Consider the following 15,149-nt stretch of genomic DNA (forward strand, 5'->3'; position numbering starts at 1 on the left):
TTGTACTAAAGACTTTTAATATATTTGCAAAAAATATGTTATGAGCAAAAAACTATTATTATTTTTCTCTCTGCTGTCTCTCTTTTTATGTACTAGTTGTTTCGAGTTTGTAGAAGAAATAACTTTTAATAAAGATGGATCGGGAAGTGCTACTTTAACAATTAACCTAAGTAAAAGTAAAACTAAAATTGCTTCTATTATGTTGTTAGATAGTGTTAATGGATATAAAGTTCCTACGAAAAAAACAATTAAAAATAAATTAACCGAGATGGTTAATAAAATAGAGAAAACAAAAGGGATTCATAATGTGAAAAATACATTGAATTTTGATGAGTTTATAGTTACTATTTCATGTGATTTTGACAATGTAGAAGCCCTTAATGAAGTATTGTTAACGTTTAGTTCTAAAAGAGAAGCTTTAGCTATAAAGAAGAATAAACACTTTACTTATAATAAAAAGAATAAAACATTCACGCGCAGTCATCATTTTAACATTGGTAAAGAGTTTCAAAAAACAAAAATGAAAGATCGTAAAGTTTTTGAAACTGCTACTTATACAGGAATATATCGTTTTGATAATCCAATACTGTCATCAACAAATACTCAAGCAAGAATATCAAAAAGTAAAAAAGCAATTATGTTACGAGTTAAAGCTCAAGATATAATTACGAATAAACAAACAATCAAAAATAAAATACAATTACAGAATTAAAACTTATTATGAAAAAAATTATTGCTACCCTGCTTTTAGTAAGCATAACTGTTGTTCAAGCTCAAAAACTTGAAACTAAAATACCTAATACAGCAGATGTGGTTATTACTGCTAATGCTGAAAATATCTTCAAGTTAATTAGTGTTTCGGAGATGGATAATAGTATGATTGGTAAAGAAATATTGAAAAATATTAATAGAAAAAGAGAAAATAAAGTAAGTTCAGTTAGTAAAGCGGGAGTTAATATAAAATCAAATGCATATTATTTCTTTAAACAGACTGATAGTGTTACGTATCATTCTTTTCTAGCCGAAATTTATAATAGAAAAGAATATGAATCTAATTTAAGTAAAAGGAAAGTAAAAAAAATAAAAAGAGAAAATGGCTATAATTATATAGAAGGTTATAGTGATTTTACCATTTGGAATGATGAGTTTCTTTTAATGGTTGACGGTAGTAAATCATATAGTTATTTTAACGACCATAAAGAGCGATTAAATAAGTTAAAAAAAGAGGGAGAGAAAAGTTATTCTTTTAAAAGAAGAATTGTGAATGAGTGGGTGAAGAAGAAAGCTTTTGAAATTTTAAATAACCGTCCTTCTAACTCTATTGCATTAAATTCAAAATTTCAAAGAGGAAAGAAGAAAAATGCTTCTGCATCACTGTGGGTTCGTAATTATGGAATTATGATGTCTAATTTTATTAGTTCTTTTGGTAGTAAAATGTACAGATCAATGTCTTATTTTATGCCTCAAAAAAATAATAATATATACGGTATAGATGAGGTTACTGCCAATTTGTTTTTTGATAAAAACAATGCAAGTGTTTTATTAGATATGACTGTAAATTCTGATATGAAAAAATCTTTTAAAAAGATTTATAATAAAAGAATGGATAATGATTTAATAAAAGGTTTCGATCATAATAATGTATTAGCATTTTGGAGTGTTTCTATGAGTACGAAAGAATTATTGATTCAATATCCTGAATTAATGAATAAAATGTATGGAGGGATTCTTCCTAAATTTAAAGAAGAAATAGATATCGCTGGGAATGTATTGTCATTAATAATTGATGAAGATGCAATAGGACGATTAGTTACAGGTGATGCTCTTTTTGTATTGAATGATTTTGCTAAGAAAGAAGTTGAATATACTACTTACAAGTATGATGAAGATTACAAGAAAAAAGAAATAATAAAAACAAAAGAAACTGTTGTGCCAGATTTTACTTTAATGATTGGCTCTAAAGAAGAGAAATTGTTAAATAAAGTATTAAGATTAGGTCAAAAATATAAGGTTCTTGATAAAGTCAACAATATTTACGAATTCGATTTAAAAGGTCAAAAACTTCCTTTTGGTTTATTTGCAGTAGTAAAAAATGAAGTTTTATATATTACAACTTCAAAAACTAGAGCAATGAATATTAGTTTTGGACGAGGTGGGTATAATTCAAGTAAACATTCTAAATTAATAAAAAGAAATTCAAGTGTTTTATATGCAGATATTAATGAAATTGTAAACAGAGTACCAAAAGAATTTATTGGGAAAAAAGAAAGTAAAATGGTTTTATTTTCAAATGAAAATATAGAAGACATGCATTTTAGAGTTTCGAAAATGAAAGGAAACCAAGTGTCTGCTGAGGTTAAACTAAACACAAAAGGGAATGAAGAAAATACGTTAAAATTGTTGTTTAAGTTTATTAATAGCATGGCTAAATAAAATTTATGATAAAAAAAATAAGTTATACCATTTTAATTATAGGGTGTATACTAATAACGGTTGGGTATTTTAGATATAACCCAACCGTTGTTGTTAATAAGGTAATACCGAATACAGCGGAGGCTGTTGTTCGTGTTAATTTAAGAGCAATAGAGTATAATGTAGTTACTGATATTATAAGTCATCCTTTTTCTTATTTTAACTCAAAAAAGAGTACATCATCTTCTAGTACTAAAGTGAGAAAAATCGCATTGTTAGATCAAGTTGAAATTCCTACTGATTTGTTTTTTTATACGAACTATCAAAATTTAAAGGGAGTTTGGGTAAGTAGTTCTATAAAAGTTAAAGAGAAAAAAACTTTAATCGAGTTTTTTGAACAAGAAGGATTCAAGGAAAAAACAGGTCAAAATTTTAGATATTACGAATCTAAAAATATTGTTTATGTATTGTTGGATGATAACTTGAAGGTGCTTATTAAATTAAAGAGGGTTGAAAATATAGAAATAAAATTAGCAGCTGTATTGAATGTTAAAGAGTATTTAACTGATGAAGATTTAATTATACAGAAGATTAGAGAAAGTAAAGGATTACTAGCTCTAGCTACTAAGCAAGATGATTTTTTTGAAATTAAAATTAACAAGCAGGTATTAAATTTATCTGGGGTTATTGGAGAGGTGAATAATATATTTTTACCGCATCAAACTCGATTTAAAGCTGGAAAAATGGCTCATGTTACTGGTAAGTTAAAAGTGGGGTTTATTTCTAATCTTATAGAAAAGTCAAATAAGGAATCTTTTAAGAAATTATCTACAATGTCATTAGACTCATTGAGTACATCTTGGAATGGTGGTTTTGAGTTAAATTTACAGGGGTTTAAAGAAGAAATAGATACAATAGTTACATATGAGTATGATGATGATTTTAATAAGGTAGAAAAGAAATCTGTTCAGAAGAAAAGAAATCCGAATGTAAGCTTGTATTTAAATAAGACAGATGCTTTTTATAAATATCTAACGTCAAAAAAAGCTGTTAAAACAATAGGTTCAAAAAAAGTGTTTACTATGAACCCTTTATTCACAACATTTATAAATGAAGATAAATTAGGAGTGCTCTTGTATTCTTCAAAAGAGCCTTTGAAAAAGGAAAGTAACGCTAATGATAAGTTTACTTTATTCTTTAATGTCGAAGAATATAATAAAGTTAATAGAGGAATTTACAACATATCTAATAAATACTTTCGATTAATAGAAAACATTAAAGCCAATGTTACAAGTCAAAATGATGTAACAATTGAGATTAGTTTGAAGAATAAATCTCAAAACTTTATGTATCAGTTTTTAAAGTGATATCCTAGTATAATGCAAATGTTATGGTTGAAATTGCCATAATACCAAACGCAGTTAATAGCATGAAAACGAAATTTGCAAAGCAAAACTTTATAAAAGTTTTTATGACTTTTTGTTTGTAGAAATTCTTCATAGCTAAAAACAAGTATAATAAAAACAGGAATAAAAAAGTTAGTAACATTTGATTACTGTTAATTACTTTGAAAAAACTAGTTATTGTAAAAATAATTAAGAGTAAAAAGAATACTGTTTGAATATGGAAAACAAAAACTAAGTGCTCTACATAAGTAAATTTACGTCGAATGTAAAGAAACTTTAATGACAGCGTAAAAATTGGAAGTAACAAAAACAAAGCTATTGATGTATAAGAAACCATTTTTTGAGTAAATTTCTTTGCTTCGTTTTTGTTAGTCATAAAACCATTAATAATTTTGCTTCTTGAATACCAGAACCTGTTTGAAAAATTCTTTTTCATTTTTAAACTGTCAAGAGCTACATCAATATCTGTATTAGGATTGTCTTTGTTGAAAGTGATAAATTTTTGAAGCTTTTCACCGTCAATAAAAGACCTGTCATAATTGATGAAATTATGATTAATAGTGTCAGTGCTTATTGAGTCTTTTGGGATGTTTGTTTTTTCAATAGAATCTATAAGTTTATTAGTATTGTCTAATTGTTTTATTACTTCATATTGAAGAGGAGCTTTTTTGTTTCCTTTGCCAATATTTATAGCCAATTCAGAAGAGGGCATGCTCTTCTCGCTTCTCAAAGTTTGATATTTTTTGTAATTCTCTTTTAAGCCTATTAAAATGAAAAATATAATAGAGGTGGCTAGGTAAAATCTAAAAGGGTTGGTGTATTTATTACGTTTCCCGTTTATATAGTCTTTAGACACCTTCCCTGGTTTAATTAGTAAAGGGAATAAGGTTCTCCAAAATTTAGCGTCCCATGAGAAAAAGCCACTAAACATTTCACGCATGAAACTTCCAAAAGTAACTTTGCTTCCTTTATTTTTTTGACCACATTCAGGGCAGAATTTTTCATTTTGATTAAAGGGGTAGCCACAGTTTAAGCAATTAGGATCTTTTACAATTGGCAGCTTGTTTCTTTTAGCCATTTAATTAAGAGTTGGTGTTGTAGTAAGTTGAAAAGTTGGTATTTTAACAAAAAACTCATTGGAAGAATTAGTGTCAATCATTTTATATTTTCCACTCATAGAGCCTATTGAAGACAGTAGAAAACAATTGGATTTGTAGTTGTACACGCCATTAGGTGTAATGATAGGTGTTTGGCCTATAACACCTTCTCCTTCTATGTATTCTGTGTTGTTTAGTGAATCGAAAATAGTCCAGAAACGCTCAAGTAATTGAACAGTTTTTTCTGATTTGTTTTCTATAGTAATGAAGTAACTAAAAGCATAATAAGGGAGGTAACCACGGTATATGGTTCCGTTGTACATTGTTTTTACCGATATTTTTATGCCTTTTGTTTTTTGTTGAAACATATAATAAATATAATACAAAATATAAATTTCCACAAATTTGTAGAAGTATTATTATCTATTTTGATTAAAATATCCGTTGCCAACTCCTATTACTCTGTCGTAAAAACCGCCAAAAGGGGTGTAGTAAATAATGGCAGTGTATTCATTTTCAGTTTGAAAGAATGACCCGTCTACTTTACTTAAGTTAACTTCTTTTGAATTGTTAATAACTGCATAAGAATAATTATAAAACCCTTGTTTAAGCAGTATTGCGGTTTCATAAGTATTATTTGAGCTGTTATAAGTCATTTTATTCTCTTTTCTCAGTTCAAAATTATTAAAAGCACCATATACGTATACTTCTTCGTTAGTATATTCTTCCTCGACAAAAAGAGAAAAATGAACAAGTGTGTAATCAGCTTCAGTGTTCGTTTCTTGAGCATCTAATGTTTTTATAACAAATTGTCCATTAATATCTGGATTGTATGTGTAAGGTCTGTTAGCTCTTGGTTCATCAGTAAATAAATATGAATTGTATACCTCATTTCTTTCTACCTTGGAAATGTTTAAACTTGTATTTCTTGCATACTTAGTGTCGAAATTTAAAAACTCGTTATTCCCTGAGAAATTAGTGATTTGTGTATGATTGTAAATTAATTGTTGAGGTTTTATAAAAAGAGGTGGTATGTTACTAATAGCTGTACTCCAATCGTAATTCTGTATGAGAACAGATTTTACTTCTTGACTTGGGTTGTTAATTGGTAGATTAGAATGATTTACTAAAAATTGTACTGTTTGCTCTTGTTTGTTTTTTGAGGTATTTCTACTTCTGATAACAGAAACACCTACAGTGCTAATGTTTTCATAAAATATACAACGACGCGTAAATACTACTTCGTAATCTTCATTTAATATTGATATTAAGTAATTTCCACTTTTAGTTATTATAGTATTTTCATTGGGTAGTTTTACAGAGTAATGTGTGTAAGGTTGTAATGTATTAAAAGAGTTAGTTACATTTATAATTGTGTTTTGCTCAAATCCATTAATGTATTGGTTGCTAGTCATGTTACTAGGTTTCCAATCATGAGTCATGTGTTCAATTTTATAAGTGTATTCTTTATTGTCAGCATCTAAATCATCAAATGATAATTCTAATACATTTCCTAAGCTAACAATAGGACTAAAATTATTTAAATTGTTAACTTGTCTTAATTGTATTGTTTTGATATTCTGAGAAATAATTTGGTTAATTGTCAGAAAAAAAAGTAAAATGAAAATATTTCTAATCATAGTAAACAAAAGTATCAAAATATAAGCCAAAAAAACATTTTTTATTTAGAATAAGTATAAATAAAGCTGTTTCTTGAAGATAAGAAAGGATTTGCTCTTATGTGGTTTTCAAAATTTTTAAATTTGCGTGTTTTTAAGAAAATCAAATTAATCAGTTACTATGTCAAAAGACATCCGTATTAAAAAGGGTTTGGATATCAAACTCGTTGGCGAAGCAGAACAGGTAACTACCGAACTTTCTTTAGGTAGTGTTTTTGCTGTAAGACCAGATGATTTTCACGGCGTTATTCCAAAAATTTTAGCAAAAGAAGGTACAGAAGTAAAAGCGGGAGAAGCACTTTTTTATAACAAAAGTGATGAGCGTATGTTATTTCCTAGTCCTGTAAGCGGAAAAATTTCAGAAATCGTTCGTGGAGCACGAAGAAAAGTTTTAGCAATTAAAATCACTGCTGATGGTAAGCAGGAATACAAAGATTTTGGTAAAAAAGATGTTGAGGCAATGTCTGGAGAAGAGGTGAAAAATCACCTTTTTGCTTCAGGGTGTTGGCCATTTATCAAACAACGTCCTTATGATGTGGTAGCCAATCCAAATCAAGCTCCAAAAGCAATTTTTGTATCCGCTTATGCTAGTGCACCTTTAGCAGGAGATTATGATTATTCCTTAAAAGGAAAAGAATCAGAATTGCAAGTTGCTTTAACAGCTTTAACAAAGTTAACAGCTGGAAAAGTACATGTTTCTGTTGGTGAAAATGTAGCTTCATCACCTTTTAAAGATGCGAAAGGAGTTGAGTTACATAAAGTTTCAGGACCACACCCAGTAGGGAATGTGAGTACTCAAATAGCACAAATTGATCCAATAAACAAAGGAGAAGTTGTTTGGGTAGTAACTCCGCAAGATTTAGTAGTAATTGGAGAATTGTTATTAACAGGGAAGTTGAACCTTAGAAGAACAATAGCCTTAACTGGATCTAAATTTAATAAACCTCAATATGTAACTGCTTTAGCAGGTGCTCAAATAGAGGATGTTGTTAAAGGGAATTTAAATGCTGATAATGCTCGTGTAATTAGCGGAAACGTTTTAAGTGGATTACAAGTAAGTGGTAATGATTTCTTAGGATACTATGCTAATCAAATTACTGCAATTCCTGAAGGAGATGATTATGAATTATTTGGTTGGAATAAACCAGTTTTTAATAAAGTATCAACTTCAAGAGCGTTAACATTTTCTTGGTTAAATCCTAAGAAAAAATACGATCTAAATACAAATACAAATGGAGAGCACAGAGCTTTTGTAGTGACAGGAGCTTTTGAAGAAGTATTTCCATTAGATATTTATCCTATGCAACTTTTAAAAGCTTGTATGTATAAAGATCTAGATGAAATGGAAGGGTTAGGAGCATATGAAATTGCACCTGAAGATTTTGCATTAACAGAATTTATTTGTGTATCTAAACAACCTCACCAGAAAATAATTCGTGAAGGATTAGATTTAATGAGAGAAGAACTAGGATAAGATTATGGGCTTAAAACAAAATTTACATAATTTAAAAAAGAAGTATGAAGGAACCAAAATGGCACCGCTATTTAATGGTTTCCATACATTCTTATACCTGCCAAATGAAACGACTCACGGAGGAACTCATATAAAGGCAGCTGATGATTTAAAACGTACCATGAATACTGTAATTATGGCATTAGTGCCATGTTTAATTTTTGGGATGTTTAATGCAGGGTATCAACACAATGCAGCAGTAAATGGATTTACAGAAGGGATGTCTTTTTTTAGTACTGCCTTTTGGAATTTAGATAATTTATTTATTGGAGCAGTTAAAATTTTACCTTTAGTACTAGTATCATACGTAGTTGGTTTAGCTATAGAATTTGTTTTCTGTATTATAAAAGGACACGAGATAGAAGAAGGATATTTAGTAACGGGAATGTTAGTTCCGTTAATTGTACCTATTGATTTACCATTATGGATGCTAGCAGTAGCAGTAGCTTTTGGTGTTGTAATTGGTAAAGAAGTATTTGGAGGTACTGGAATGAATATTTTAAATCCAGCCTTAACAATTCGTGCATTTTTATTCTTTGCATATCCAACATGGATGTCAGGAGATAAAGTATGGGTTGAAGGAGCTAGAGAATTAGCTGGAACAGCTGATGCTATTTCAGGAGAAACAGTTTTAGGAAGCTTAGCTCAAGGGAAAGAATTTGCTTTTTCTACTTGGGATATGTTTTTTGGATTTATTCCTGGATCAGTAGGTGAAACTTCAACATTATTAATTTTATTGGGAGCTTTGTTTTTAATTTTTGCAAAAATTGGAAGTTGGAGAATTATGTTGTCTGCAGTAATAGGAGCTTTAGTAATGGGATTAATTTTTAATCAAGTTGTAACATTAGGATGGATAGGTGAAGGAAGTAAATTCTTTAGTTTAATGAATACTACTTTTTGGCACCATTTATTAATTGGAGGTTTTGCATTTGGAGTAGTTTATATGGCTACAGATCCAGTAACAGCTTCACAAACTAATAAAGGGAAATGGATTTACGGTTTCTTAATAGGTTTTTTATCTATAATGATTCGTGTATTCAATCCAGCATACCCAGAAGGAGTAATGTTAGCTATTTTATTAATGAACGTTTTTGCTCCAACAATTGATCACTATGTGGTTCAAGGTAATGTAAAGAGAAGATTAAAACGTGCTAAAGTTAAAACTGCCTAATTATGAGTAAGAGAACAGATAGTAATGGATACACACTACTTTTTGCCATTGGTATGGTATTAGTAGTAGGAGCGTTGTTAGCTTTTACAGCTTCATCACTTCGCCCAATGATAGACGCTAATAAGCGTATTGAAAAGCAACAAAATATTTTGTATGCAATGGGAGTAAATGAAAATGATGAAAGTAGCGCAATCTTTGTGTCAAAAGAAAAGGTAGCTGAAGAGTTTTCTAAATATATTAAAAAGCAATTAGTTATTGAAGGTGATAATACTACTGAAGATACTAAAGCTTATTTAATAGATGTTAAAAAAGAACAAACAGCTGCTAAAGCTGGTAAGGTAAGAAAATTGCCTTTGTTTATTGGAGAAAAAGATGGTAAAACGTTTTATATAGCACCAATTAGAGGAAAAGGTCTTTGGGACGCTATATGGGGTTACGTTGCTATGGATAAGGATATGGTAGTTCAAGGTGCATTCTTTGATCACAAAGGAGAAACACCAGGTTTAGGAGCTAACATTAAGCAACGCTATTTTATGGATGATTTCATCGGAGAAAATTTAAAAAGTAATGGTTCTTTCAAAGGAATTACTGTTTCTAAATCAAATAATGACCCGAAGAACGAAGATAAAAATGATAACGAGGTAGATGCAATTGCAGGAGCAACTATTACTGGAGACGGTGTTGCAGCAATGATTAAATCTGAACTAGGTTTATACGTACCTTACTTTAAAACATTAAAATAATTATGGGACTTTTATCAAAAAAAGACGCAGCATTAATTACTGACCCATTAGCAGATAATAATCCAATTACAATTCAAGTATTGGGTATATGTTCAGCATTAGCAATTACTGCTGAATTACAAGCATCTATTGTAATGTCAGTATCTGTATTGTTTGTATTAGGAATAGGAAATGTTGTAATTTCTTTATTAAGAAATATTATTCCTTCAAAAATTAGAATTATTGTACAGTTAATCGTAGTAGCAGCTTTAGTAATTATAGTTGATCAAGTATTAAAAGCTTTTGCTTATGAATTAAGTAAAACACTTTCGGTATTCGTAGGGTTAATTATTACGAACTGTATTATTATGGGACGTTTTGAAGCTTTTGCTTTAGGAAACGGGCCTTGGAGGTCATTCTTAGATGGAATTGGAAATGCTTTAGGATATGCAGTGATTTTAATTGCTGTAGGTTTCTTCAGAGAATTGTTAGGTTCAGGTACTTTGCTAGGATTTAAAGTATTAGGAGACCCAATTGAAAAAACTGGATTATATTCTATTGGATACGAAAATAACGGATTTATGTTATTATCACCAATGGCATTAATTGTTGTAGGTATTATTATTTGGGTACAACGTAGTAGAAACAAAGCATTAATCGAGGATTAAATCCTCTTCAATATCTCTTCAATTTTTAGAGATAATTTGATAGAGGGAAAAATATAAAATATGGAACATTTAGAATTATTTTTCAAGTCGATATTTATTGATAATATGGTATTTGCTACGTTCTTAGGAATGTGTTCTTACTTAGCTGTATCTAAAAAAGTATCAACAGCGGTAGGTTTAGGAGCTGCAGTTATATTTGTATTAGCGGTTACAGTACCTATTAACTGGTTATTAGATCAATATTTATTGCAACCAGGAGCATTATCTTGGTTAGGAGCTGAATATGCAGATTATGATTTAAGTTTCTTATCATTTATCATGTTTATTGCAACAATTGCAACAATGGTACAATTGGTAGAAATTATTGTAGAAAAGTTCGCACCTGCTTTATATAACTCTTTAGGTATTTTCTTACCGTTAATTGCTGTAAACTGTGCAATTTTAGGAGGGTCTTTATTTATGCAATCTCGTGAAATTCCTACATTAGGATTATCATTAACATATGGAGTAGGGTCTGGTATCGGATGGTTTTTAGCAATTTTAGCTATTGCTGCTATTCGTGAAAAAATTAGATACTCATCGGTACCACCAGCATTAAGAGGATTAGGAATTACTTTTATTATAACTGGTTTAATGGCAATTGGATTCATGAGTTTTGGTGGAATGTTAACAGGAGGAGATGAAGAAAAGAAAGAAGAAGCACCTAAAGCTGAAATTAAGAAAGAAGATTTAGAAAAAGCAAAGAAAGAAGCTGAAGCTAAATTAGCTGATAACACTAAAAAAATTACAGAATAATGATGTTTTTGGAAGTAAGTACTGGAGGTACAGTAGCTGTAACTGTAGTAGCATTCTTAGGAATTGTATTAGTTTTAGTAGGGTTGTTATTATTTGTAAAGCAAAAATTAGCACCATCAGGACCAGTAAAAATTACAATTAATGGTGATAAGACAATTGAAGTTGCTTCTGGAGCTACATTGTTAACAACCTTAGGAAACGAAAAGATTTTCTTACCATCAGCTTGTGGTGGAGGTGGATCTTGTGTACAATGTGAGTGTCATGTAAATGCAGGTGGAGGTGAAGCCTTACCAACTGAAACACCTCACTTTACACGTAAAGAATTACAACACGGTATCCGTTTAGCATGTCAGGTTAAAGTAAAACAAGACATGGATATTTCTATTCCAGAAGAAATTTTTGGAATTAAGAAATGGGAGGCAACAGTTGTACGTAACTATAATGTTGCAACTTTTATTAAGGAATTTGTAGTTGAAATTCCTGAGGAAATGGACTATAAAGCTGGAGGTTATATTCAAATTGAAATTCCACAATGTGAAATTAAATATGCAGATATGGATATTTCAGCACATCCACAAGATCATCCAGGAGAACCTGATAAATTTGAGGCCGATTGGAATAAGTTTAACCTAAGGCCATTGGTAATGAAAAATACTGAGACAGTAGAGCGTGCATATTCTATGGCTTCTTATCCTGCAGAAGGACGAGAAATTATGTTAAATGTTCGTGTAGCAACACCTCCTTTTGACCGTGCTAAAGGCGGATGGATGGATGTTAATCCAGGTGTAGCTTCTTCATATATTTTTAATCAAAAACCAGGAGATAAAGTAACTATTTCAGGACCTTATGGAGAGTTCTTCATAAATGAATCTGAAGCAGAAATGTTATATGTTGGAGGTGGAGCTGGTATGGCACCAATGCGTTCACATATTTATCATTTATTTAGAACTTTAAAAACAGGTAGAAAAGTAACTTATTGGTACGGAGGTCGTTCTAAAGCTGAGTTGTTTTATATTCACTACTTTAGAGCATTAGAAAAAGATTTTCCAAACTTTAAATTCTACTTGGCATTATCAGAACCATTAGAACAAGATAATTGGAAGCCTAAAACAGACATTAACGATGAGGCAGGAGACGGTTTTGTTGGTTTTATTCACCAAGTTGTAATAGACCAATATTTATCTAAGCATGATAGTCCTGAAGATTTAGAATTATATTTCTGTGGTCCACCACTAATGAATAAAGCAGTACAAAAAATGGGTGAAGATTTTGGTCTTGATGATGAAAACATCAGATTTGATGATTTTGGAGGATAGAAACTTTTAACCTTTTAATATATAAAACCGAGCAAATTGCTCGGTTTTTTGTTAATAACAAAAGGGCATAGGATGGTAAATTTTATTTCTTATTGAAAAATTATTATATTTATAAAAATCAGTTAAAATATGGGGGCATTATTTTTAGGATTTGTATTGAGTGTTTTTAGTTTATTCTTATTACTCATCAATTCAATATTATTTGTAAGCAAAGTAAAAAAAATCAATAATTCTACATATAGTTATGTAGCAACCTATTTAGTAATATTATTTATAGTAGAGTTGTTTTGTAATACAATTGGTTATTTATATCCAGGTCAAAACTTTTATTTATCGCATTTCTATTTCAATGCACAATTCATTTTATTAAGTATCGTTTTTTATCGCTTATTCAAGAGTCACAAACTAAAAAAACTAGTTATTTTGAATTATGTAATAGTAACTTTTATAATACTTGGAATGTATATTTACAATAACCAATTATTTTGGCAATTCAATTTATTTGAAATAGCTATGACTTCTGTATTACTAATTATTTATGCGTTAATTCATTTGAGTAATACAATGGGTACTAAGAAAAAATACTTTTACCTGTCTGTAGGTATGATATTGTATCTTTTATGTAGTTCTTTAATATTTTTGTTTGGAAATTATGAATTAGTTTTTATTGAAGACCCTTATATAGATATTTGGATTTTTAACACCTTGTTTTACATCGTTTATCAAGTGTTTATTTTTGTTGAGTGGAATTATATAAATAAGAATGGTCTAGATGATTAATAATCAGAAAGATTTGTTTTTTATTGTAGCTTATGCAATCATGTTTTTGTTTATTTTTTTAATAGCAATCATTGTTTTTATACTTAAATCTAGAAAGGATAGAATTAACATAGAAGAGAAAAAGAAAGAAATAGAATTAATTGCGAAGCAAAAAACTATTCTACTTAAAGAAATTCACCATAGAGTTAAAAACAACTTACAATTAATTTCAGGACTCTTGTATTTGCAATCAGTTAAACACAAAAATGATGAAGTATCAGCAATGATAGATGAGTCTCAAAAACATATAAATTCGATTGCTCTAGTTCATGAAATGTTATATAAAGATGATACTATTTCGTTAGTTTCAATGGAAAAGTATTTAAAAGAACTAGGAACTCAATTGCTACAAGTTTCATCTCAAAAAAAAATAACTTATAAGTTAAATATTTTAGATGTTTCTTTACCTGTAGATTATGCAACAACCCTTGGATTGATAGTAAATGAATTGATAACTAATTCATTAAAATATGCTCTAACTTCTCAAAACGGAATTGTAAAATTGTCATTAAAAGAGATTCATAAAAATGAGTATTTATTTAAGTATTCTGATAATGGTAGCGGTTATATAGCTAAAAAAGATAATAATAATTCACTTGGTCAGAGATTGATAAAAATGCTAGCTGAAGAAATAGAAGCCGATTTAAAAATTGAAAATGAAAAAGGATTGACTTATATTTTTAACTTTAAAATAGATTAATTGGAAGCACCTATAAAAGTATACATAGTTGAAGATATTGCTATATCAAGAATGTCATTAGAAACAATGTTATTAGAAAATAACTATATCGTATCTGGTTCAGCTGCTAAAGCAGAAGTTGCTTGGATTGATATTCAACAAACAAAACCAAATTTAATTTTATTAGATATTAATTTATCAGGAGATAAAAATGGTATTTGGTTGGCTCAAAAGGTTAGAGAAAATTTTAAAATACCAATAGTTTATTTAACTGCTTATGGAGATCAGCAAACGTTAAAAGAAGTATTAGAAACAAAGCCTAATGGTTATTTAATGAAGCCTTATCAAGAGGCAACATTATTAACAACAATTACTATTGCATTAAATAATTTTTTAGAAAGCGAAAAAGAAAGAGAGGTATTTAAAGAAAACAATGATTCTGATGTTTTTATCTTCATAAAAGATAGAGCTATGAAAGTAAAAATAAATACGAATGATATTTATTATATAAAATCTGATGGGAACTATTTAGAAATTAAGTTAAAAGAAAAAAAATACGTTGTAAGAAATAAATTAATGGAATTTAAAAAACAACTTCCTCATACAATATTCTTTCAAAGTCACCAAAGGTACCTAGTAAACATAAGTAAAATTAAGGTGGTTGGAAAAGATTATGTTTCCATAAATGATGAAAATATTCCACTTTCTTTAAAATATAAAAAAGAAGTAGAGCAAGTATTAATCGTTAAATAGTACTCTTTATTTCAAATGTATGTAAGTCTTATAAAATGAGGCTATATAAGAATATTAATAATTATTGTATTCAACTTCACAAAAAACACTCCAATCTTCACAAATAATTTATAAAAATA

15 protein-coding genes are annotated in these 15,149 nt (G+C 29.2%); 12 read left to right on the forward strand and 3 right to left on the reverse strand.

Annotation, left to right across the window (positions count from 1 at the left end):
- Window positions 1-40 precede the first annotated feature (40 nt).
- Genes BLV71_RS07010 through BLV71_RS07020 form a run of 3 tightly spaced genes read left to right on the forward strand, consistent with a single transcriptional unit; the run spans window position 41 to window position 3,779 of the window.
- Entirely contained in the window at window positions 41-712 is a 672-nt protein-coding gene (locus BLV71_RS07010) for a hypothetical protein (protein WP_093869854.1), read from the forward strand.
- A gap of 8 nt (window positions 713-720) precedes the next feature.
- Complete coding sequence (locus BLV71_RS07015; protein ID WP_093869855.1) at window positions 721-2,433, forward strand: hypothetical protein; 1,713 nt, start codon at window positions 721-723, stop codon at window positions 2,431-2,433.
- A gap of 5 nt (window positions 2,434-2,438) precedes the next feature.
- Window positions 2,439-3,779 (forward strand): hypothetical protein, encoded by a 1,341-nt coding sequence (locus BLV71_RS07020; protein WP_093869856.1) that lies wholly within the window; start codon window positions 2,439-2,441, stop codon window positions 3,777-3,779.
- 4 nt (window positions 3,780-3,783) lie between these two features.
- On the opposite strand, the gene BLV71_RS07025 is transcribed toward BLV71_RS07020, so the two are convergent.
- Genes BLV71_RS07025 through BLV71_RS07035 form a run of 3 tightly spaced genes read right to left on the reverse strand, consistent with a single transcriptional unit; the run spans window position 3,784 to window position 6,555 of the window.
- Window positions 3,784-4,896, reverse strand: coding sequence for a DUF3667 domain-containing protein (locus BLV71_RS07025; protein WP_093869857.1), 1,113 nt, complete (start codon window positions 4,894-4,896; stop codon window positions 3,784-3,786).
- Entirely contained in the window at window positions 4,897-5,283 is a 387-nt protein-coding gene (gene apaG / locus BLV71_RS07030; protein WP_093869858.1) for a Co2+/Mg2+ efflux protein ApaG, read from the reverse strand. It abuts the gene before it with no gap.
- A 51-nt stretch (window positions 5,284-5,334) separates the two neighbouring features.
- Window positions 5,335-6,555: a type IX secretion system plug protein gene (locus BLV71_RS07035; protein WP_093869859.1), complete on the reverse strand. Its 1,221-nt coding sequence runs from the start codon at window positions 6,553-6,555 to the stop codon at window positions 5,335-5,337.
- Window positions 6,556-6,715: 160 nt separating this feature from the next.
- Here BLV71_RS07035 and BLV71_RS07040 point away from each other — a divergent pair, with 160 nt between their 5' ends.
- The 9 genes from BLV71_RS07040 (at window position 6,716) to BLV71_RS07080 (ending at window position 15,030) form a co-directional block, all read left to right on the forward strand.
- A complete protein-coding gene (locus tag BLV71_RS07040; RefSeq protein ID WP_093869860.1) occupies window positions 6,716-8,068 on the forward strand; it encodes a Na(+)-translocating NADH-quinone reductase subunit A in 1,353 nt (450 codons plus the stop codon).
- 4 nt (window positions 8,069-8,072) lie between these two features.
- Window positions 8,073-9,278 carry an NADH:ubiquinone reductase (Na(+)-transporting) subunit B gene (locus BLV71_RS07045; protein ID WP_093869861.1) on the forward strand — a complete coding sequence of 402 codons (1,206 nt, stop codon included), beginning with the start codon at window positions 8,073-8,075 and terminating at the stop codon, window positions 9,276-9,278.
- 2 nt (window positions 9,279-9,280) lie between these two features.
- Window positions 9,281-10,021 carry a Na(+)-translocating NADH-quinone reductase subunit C gene (locus BLV71_RS07050; RefSeq protein WP_093869862.1) on the forward strand — a complete coding sequence of 247 codons (741 nt, stop codon included), beginning with the start codon at window positions 9,281-9,283 and terminating at the stop codon, window positions 10,019-10,021.
- A 2-nt stretch (window positions 10,022-10,023) separates the two neighbouring features.
- The gene (locus tag BLV71_RS07055; RefSeq protein ID WP_093869863.1) at window positions 10,024-10,668 is read left to right on the forward strand and encodes an NADH:ubiquinone reductase (Na(+)-transporting) subunit D; all 645 of its coding nucleotides are present in this window, start codon (window positions 10,024-10,026) and stop codon (window positions 10,666-10,668) included.
- A gap of 60 nt (window positions 10,669-10,728) precedes the next feature.
- Window positions 10,729-11,463 (forward strand): NADH:ubiquinone reductase (Na(+)-transporting) subunit E, encoded by a 735-nt coding sequence (gene nqrE / locus BLV71_RS07060; protein WP_093869864.1) that lies wholly within the window; start codon window positions 10,729-10,731, stop codon window positions 11,461-11,463.
- A gap of 2 nt (window positions 11,464-11,465) precedes the next feature.
- Window positions 11,466-12,779 carry an NADH:ubiquinone reductase (Na(+)-transporting) subunit F gene (gene nqrF / locus BLV71_RS07065; RefSeq protein WP_093871983.1) on the forward strand — a complete coding sequence of 438 codons (1,314 nt, stop codon included), beginning with the start codon at window positions 11,466-11,468 and terminating at the stop codon, window positions 12,777-12,779.
- A 129-nt stretch (window positions 12,780-12,908) separates the two neighbouring features.
- Window positions 12,909-13,559: a hypothetical protein gene (locus BLV71_RS07070; protein WP_093869865.1), complete on the forward strand. Its 651-nt coding sequence runs from the start codon at window positions 12,909-12,911 to the stop codon at window positions 13,557-13,559.
- Window positions 13,552-14,298, forward strand: a complete 747-nt coding sequence (locus BLV71_RS07075; protein ID WP_093869866.1) for a sensor histidine kinase — start codon at window positions 13,552-13,554, stop codon at window positions 14,296-14,298. Before BLV71_RS07070 ends, BLV71_RS07075 begins: the two co-directional genes overlap by 8 nt.
- Window positions 14,299-15,030, forward strand: coding sequence for a LytR/AlgR family response regulator transcription factor (locus BLV71_RS07080; RefSeq protein ID WP_093869867.1), 732 nt, complete (start codon window positions 14,299-14,301; stop codon window positions 15,028-15,030).
- The last annotated feature ends 119 nt before the right edge of the window (window positions 15,031-15,149 follow it).

It is taken from the genome of Tenacibaculum sp. MAR_2010_89 (assembly GCF_900105985.1).
GTDB lineage: Bacteria > Bacteroidota > Bacteroidia > Flavobacteriales > Flavobacteriaceae > Polaribacter > Polaribacter halocynthiae.

Bases quoted from the DNA above. Each gene is read 5' to 3' on its own strand.
- BLV71_RS07050 (WP_093869862.1), top strand. From the start codon at position 9,281: ATGAGTAAGAGAACAGATAGTAATGGATACACACTACTTTTTGCCATT.
- nqrF (WP_093871983.1), top strand. From the start codon at position 11,466: ATGTTTTTGGAAGTAAGTACTGGAGGTACAGTAGCTGTAACTGTAGTA.
- BLV71_RS07015 (WP_093869855.1), top strand. From the start codon at position 721: ATGAAAAAAATTATTGCTACCCTGCTTTTAGTAAGCATAACTGTTGTT.
- BLV71_RS07070 (WP_093869865.1), top strand. From the start codon at position 12,909: ATGGGGGCATTATTTTTAGGATTTGTATTGAGTGTTTTTAGTTTATTC.
- BLV71_RS07010 (WP_093869854.1), top strand. From the start codon at position 41: ATGAGCAAAAAACTATTATTATTTTTCTCTCTGCTGTCTCTCTTTTTA.
- BLV71_RS07025 (WP_093869857.1), bottom strand. From the start codon at position 4,896: ATGGCTAAAAGAAACAAGCTGCCAATTGTAAAAGATCCTAATTGCTTA.
- nqrE (WP_093869864.1), top strand. From the start codon at position 10,729: ATGGAACATTTAGAATTATTTTTCAAGTCGATATTTATTGATAATATG.
- BLV71_RS07075 (WP_093869866.1), top strand. From the start codon at position 13,552: ATGATTAATAATCAGAAAGATTTGTTTTTTATTGTAGCTTATGCAATC.
- BLV71_RS07035 (WP_093869859.1), bottom strand. From the start codon at position 6,555: ATGATTAGAAATATTTTCATTTTACTTTTTTTTCTGACAATTAACCAA.
- apaG (WP_093869858.1), bottom strand. From the start codon at position 5,283: ATGTTTCAACAAAAAACAAAAGGCATAAAAATATCGGTAAAAACAATG.
- BLV71_RS07045 (WP_093869861.1), top strand. From the start codon at position 8,073: ATGGGCTTAAAACAAAATTTACATAATTTAAAAAAGAAGTATGAAGGA.
- BLV71_RS07020 (WP_093869856.1), top strand. From the start codon at position 2,439: ATGATAAAAAAAATAAGTTATACCATTTTAATTATAGGGTGTATACTA.
- BLV71_RS07055 (WP_093869863.1), top strand. From the start codon at position 10,024: ATGGGACTTTTATCAAAAAAAGACGCAGCATTAATTACTGACCCATTA.
- BLV71_RS07040 (WP_093869860.1), top strand. From the start codon at position 6,716: ATGTCAAAAGACATCCGTATTAAAAAGGGTTTGGATATCAAACTCGTT.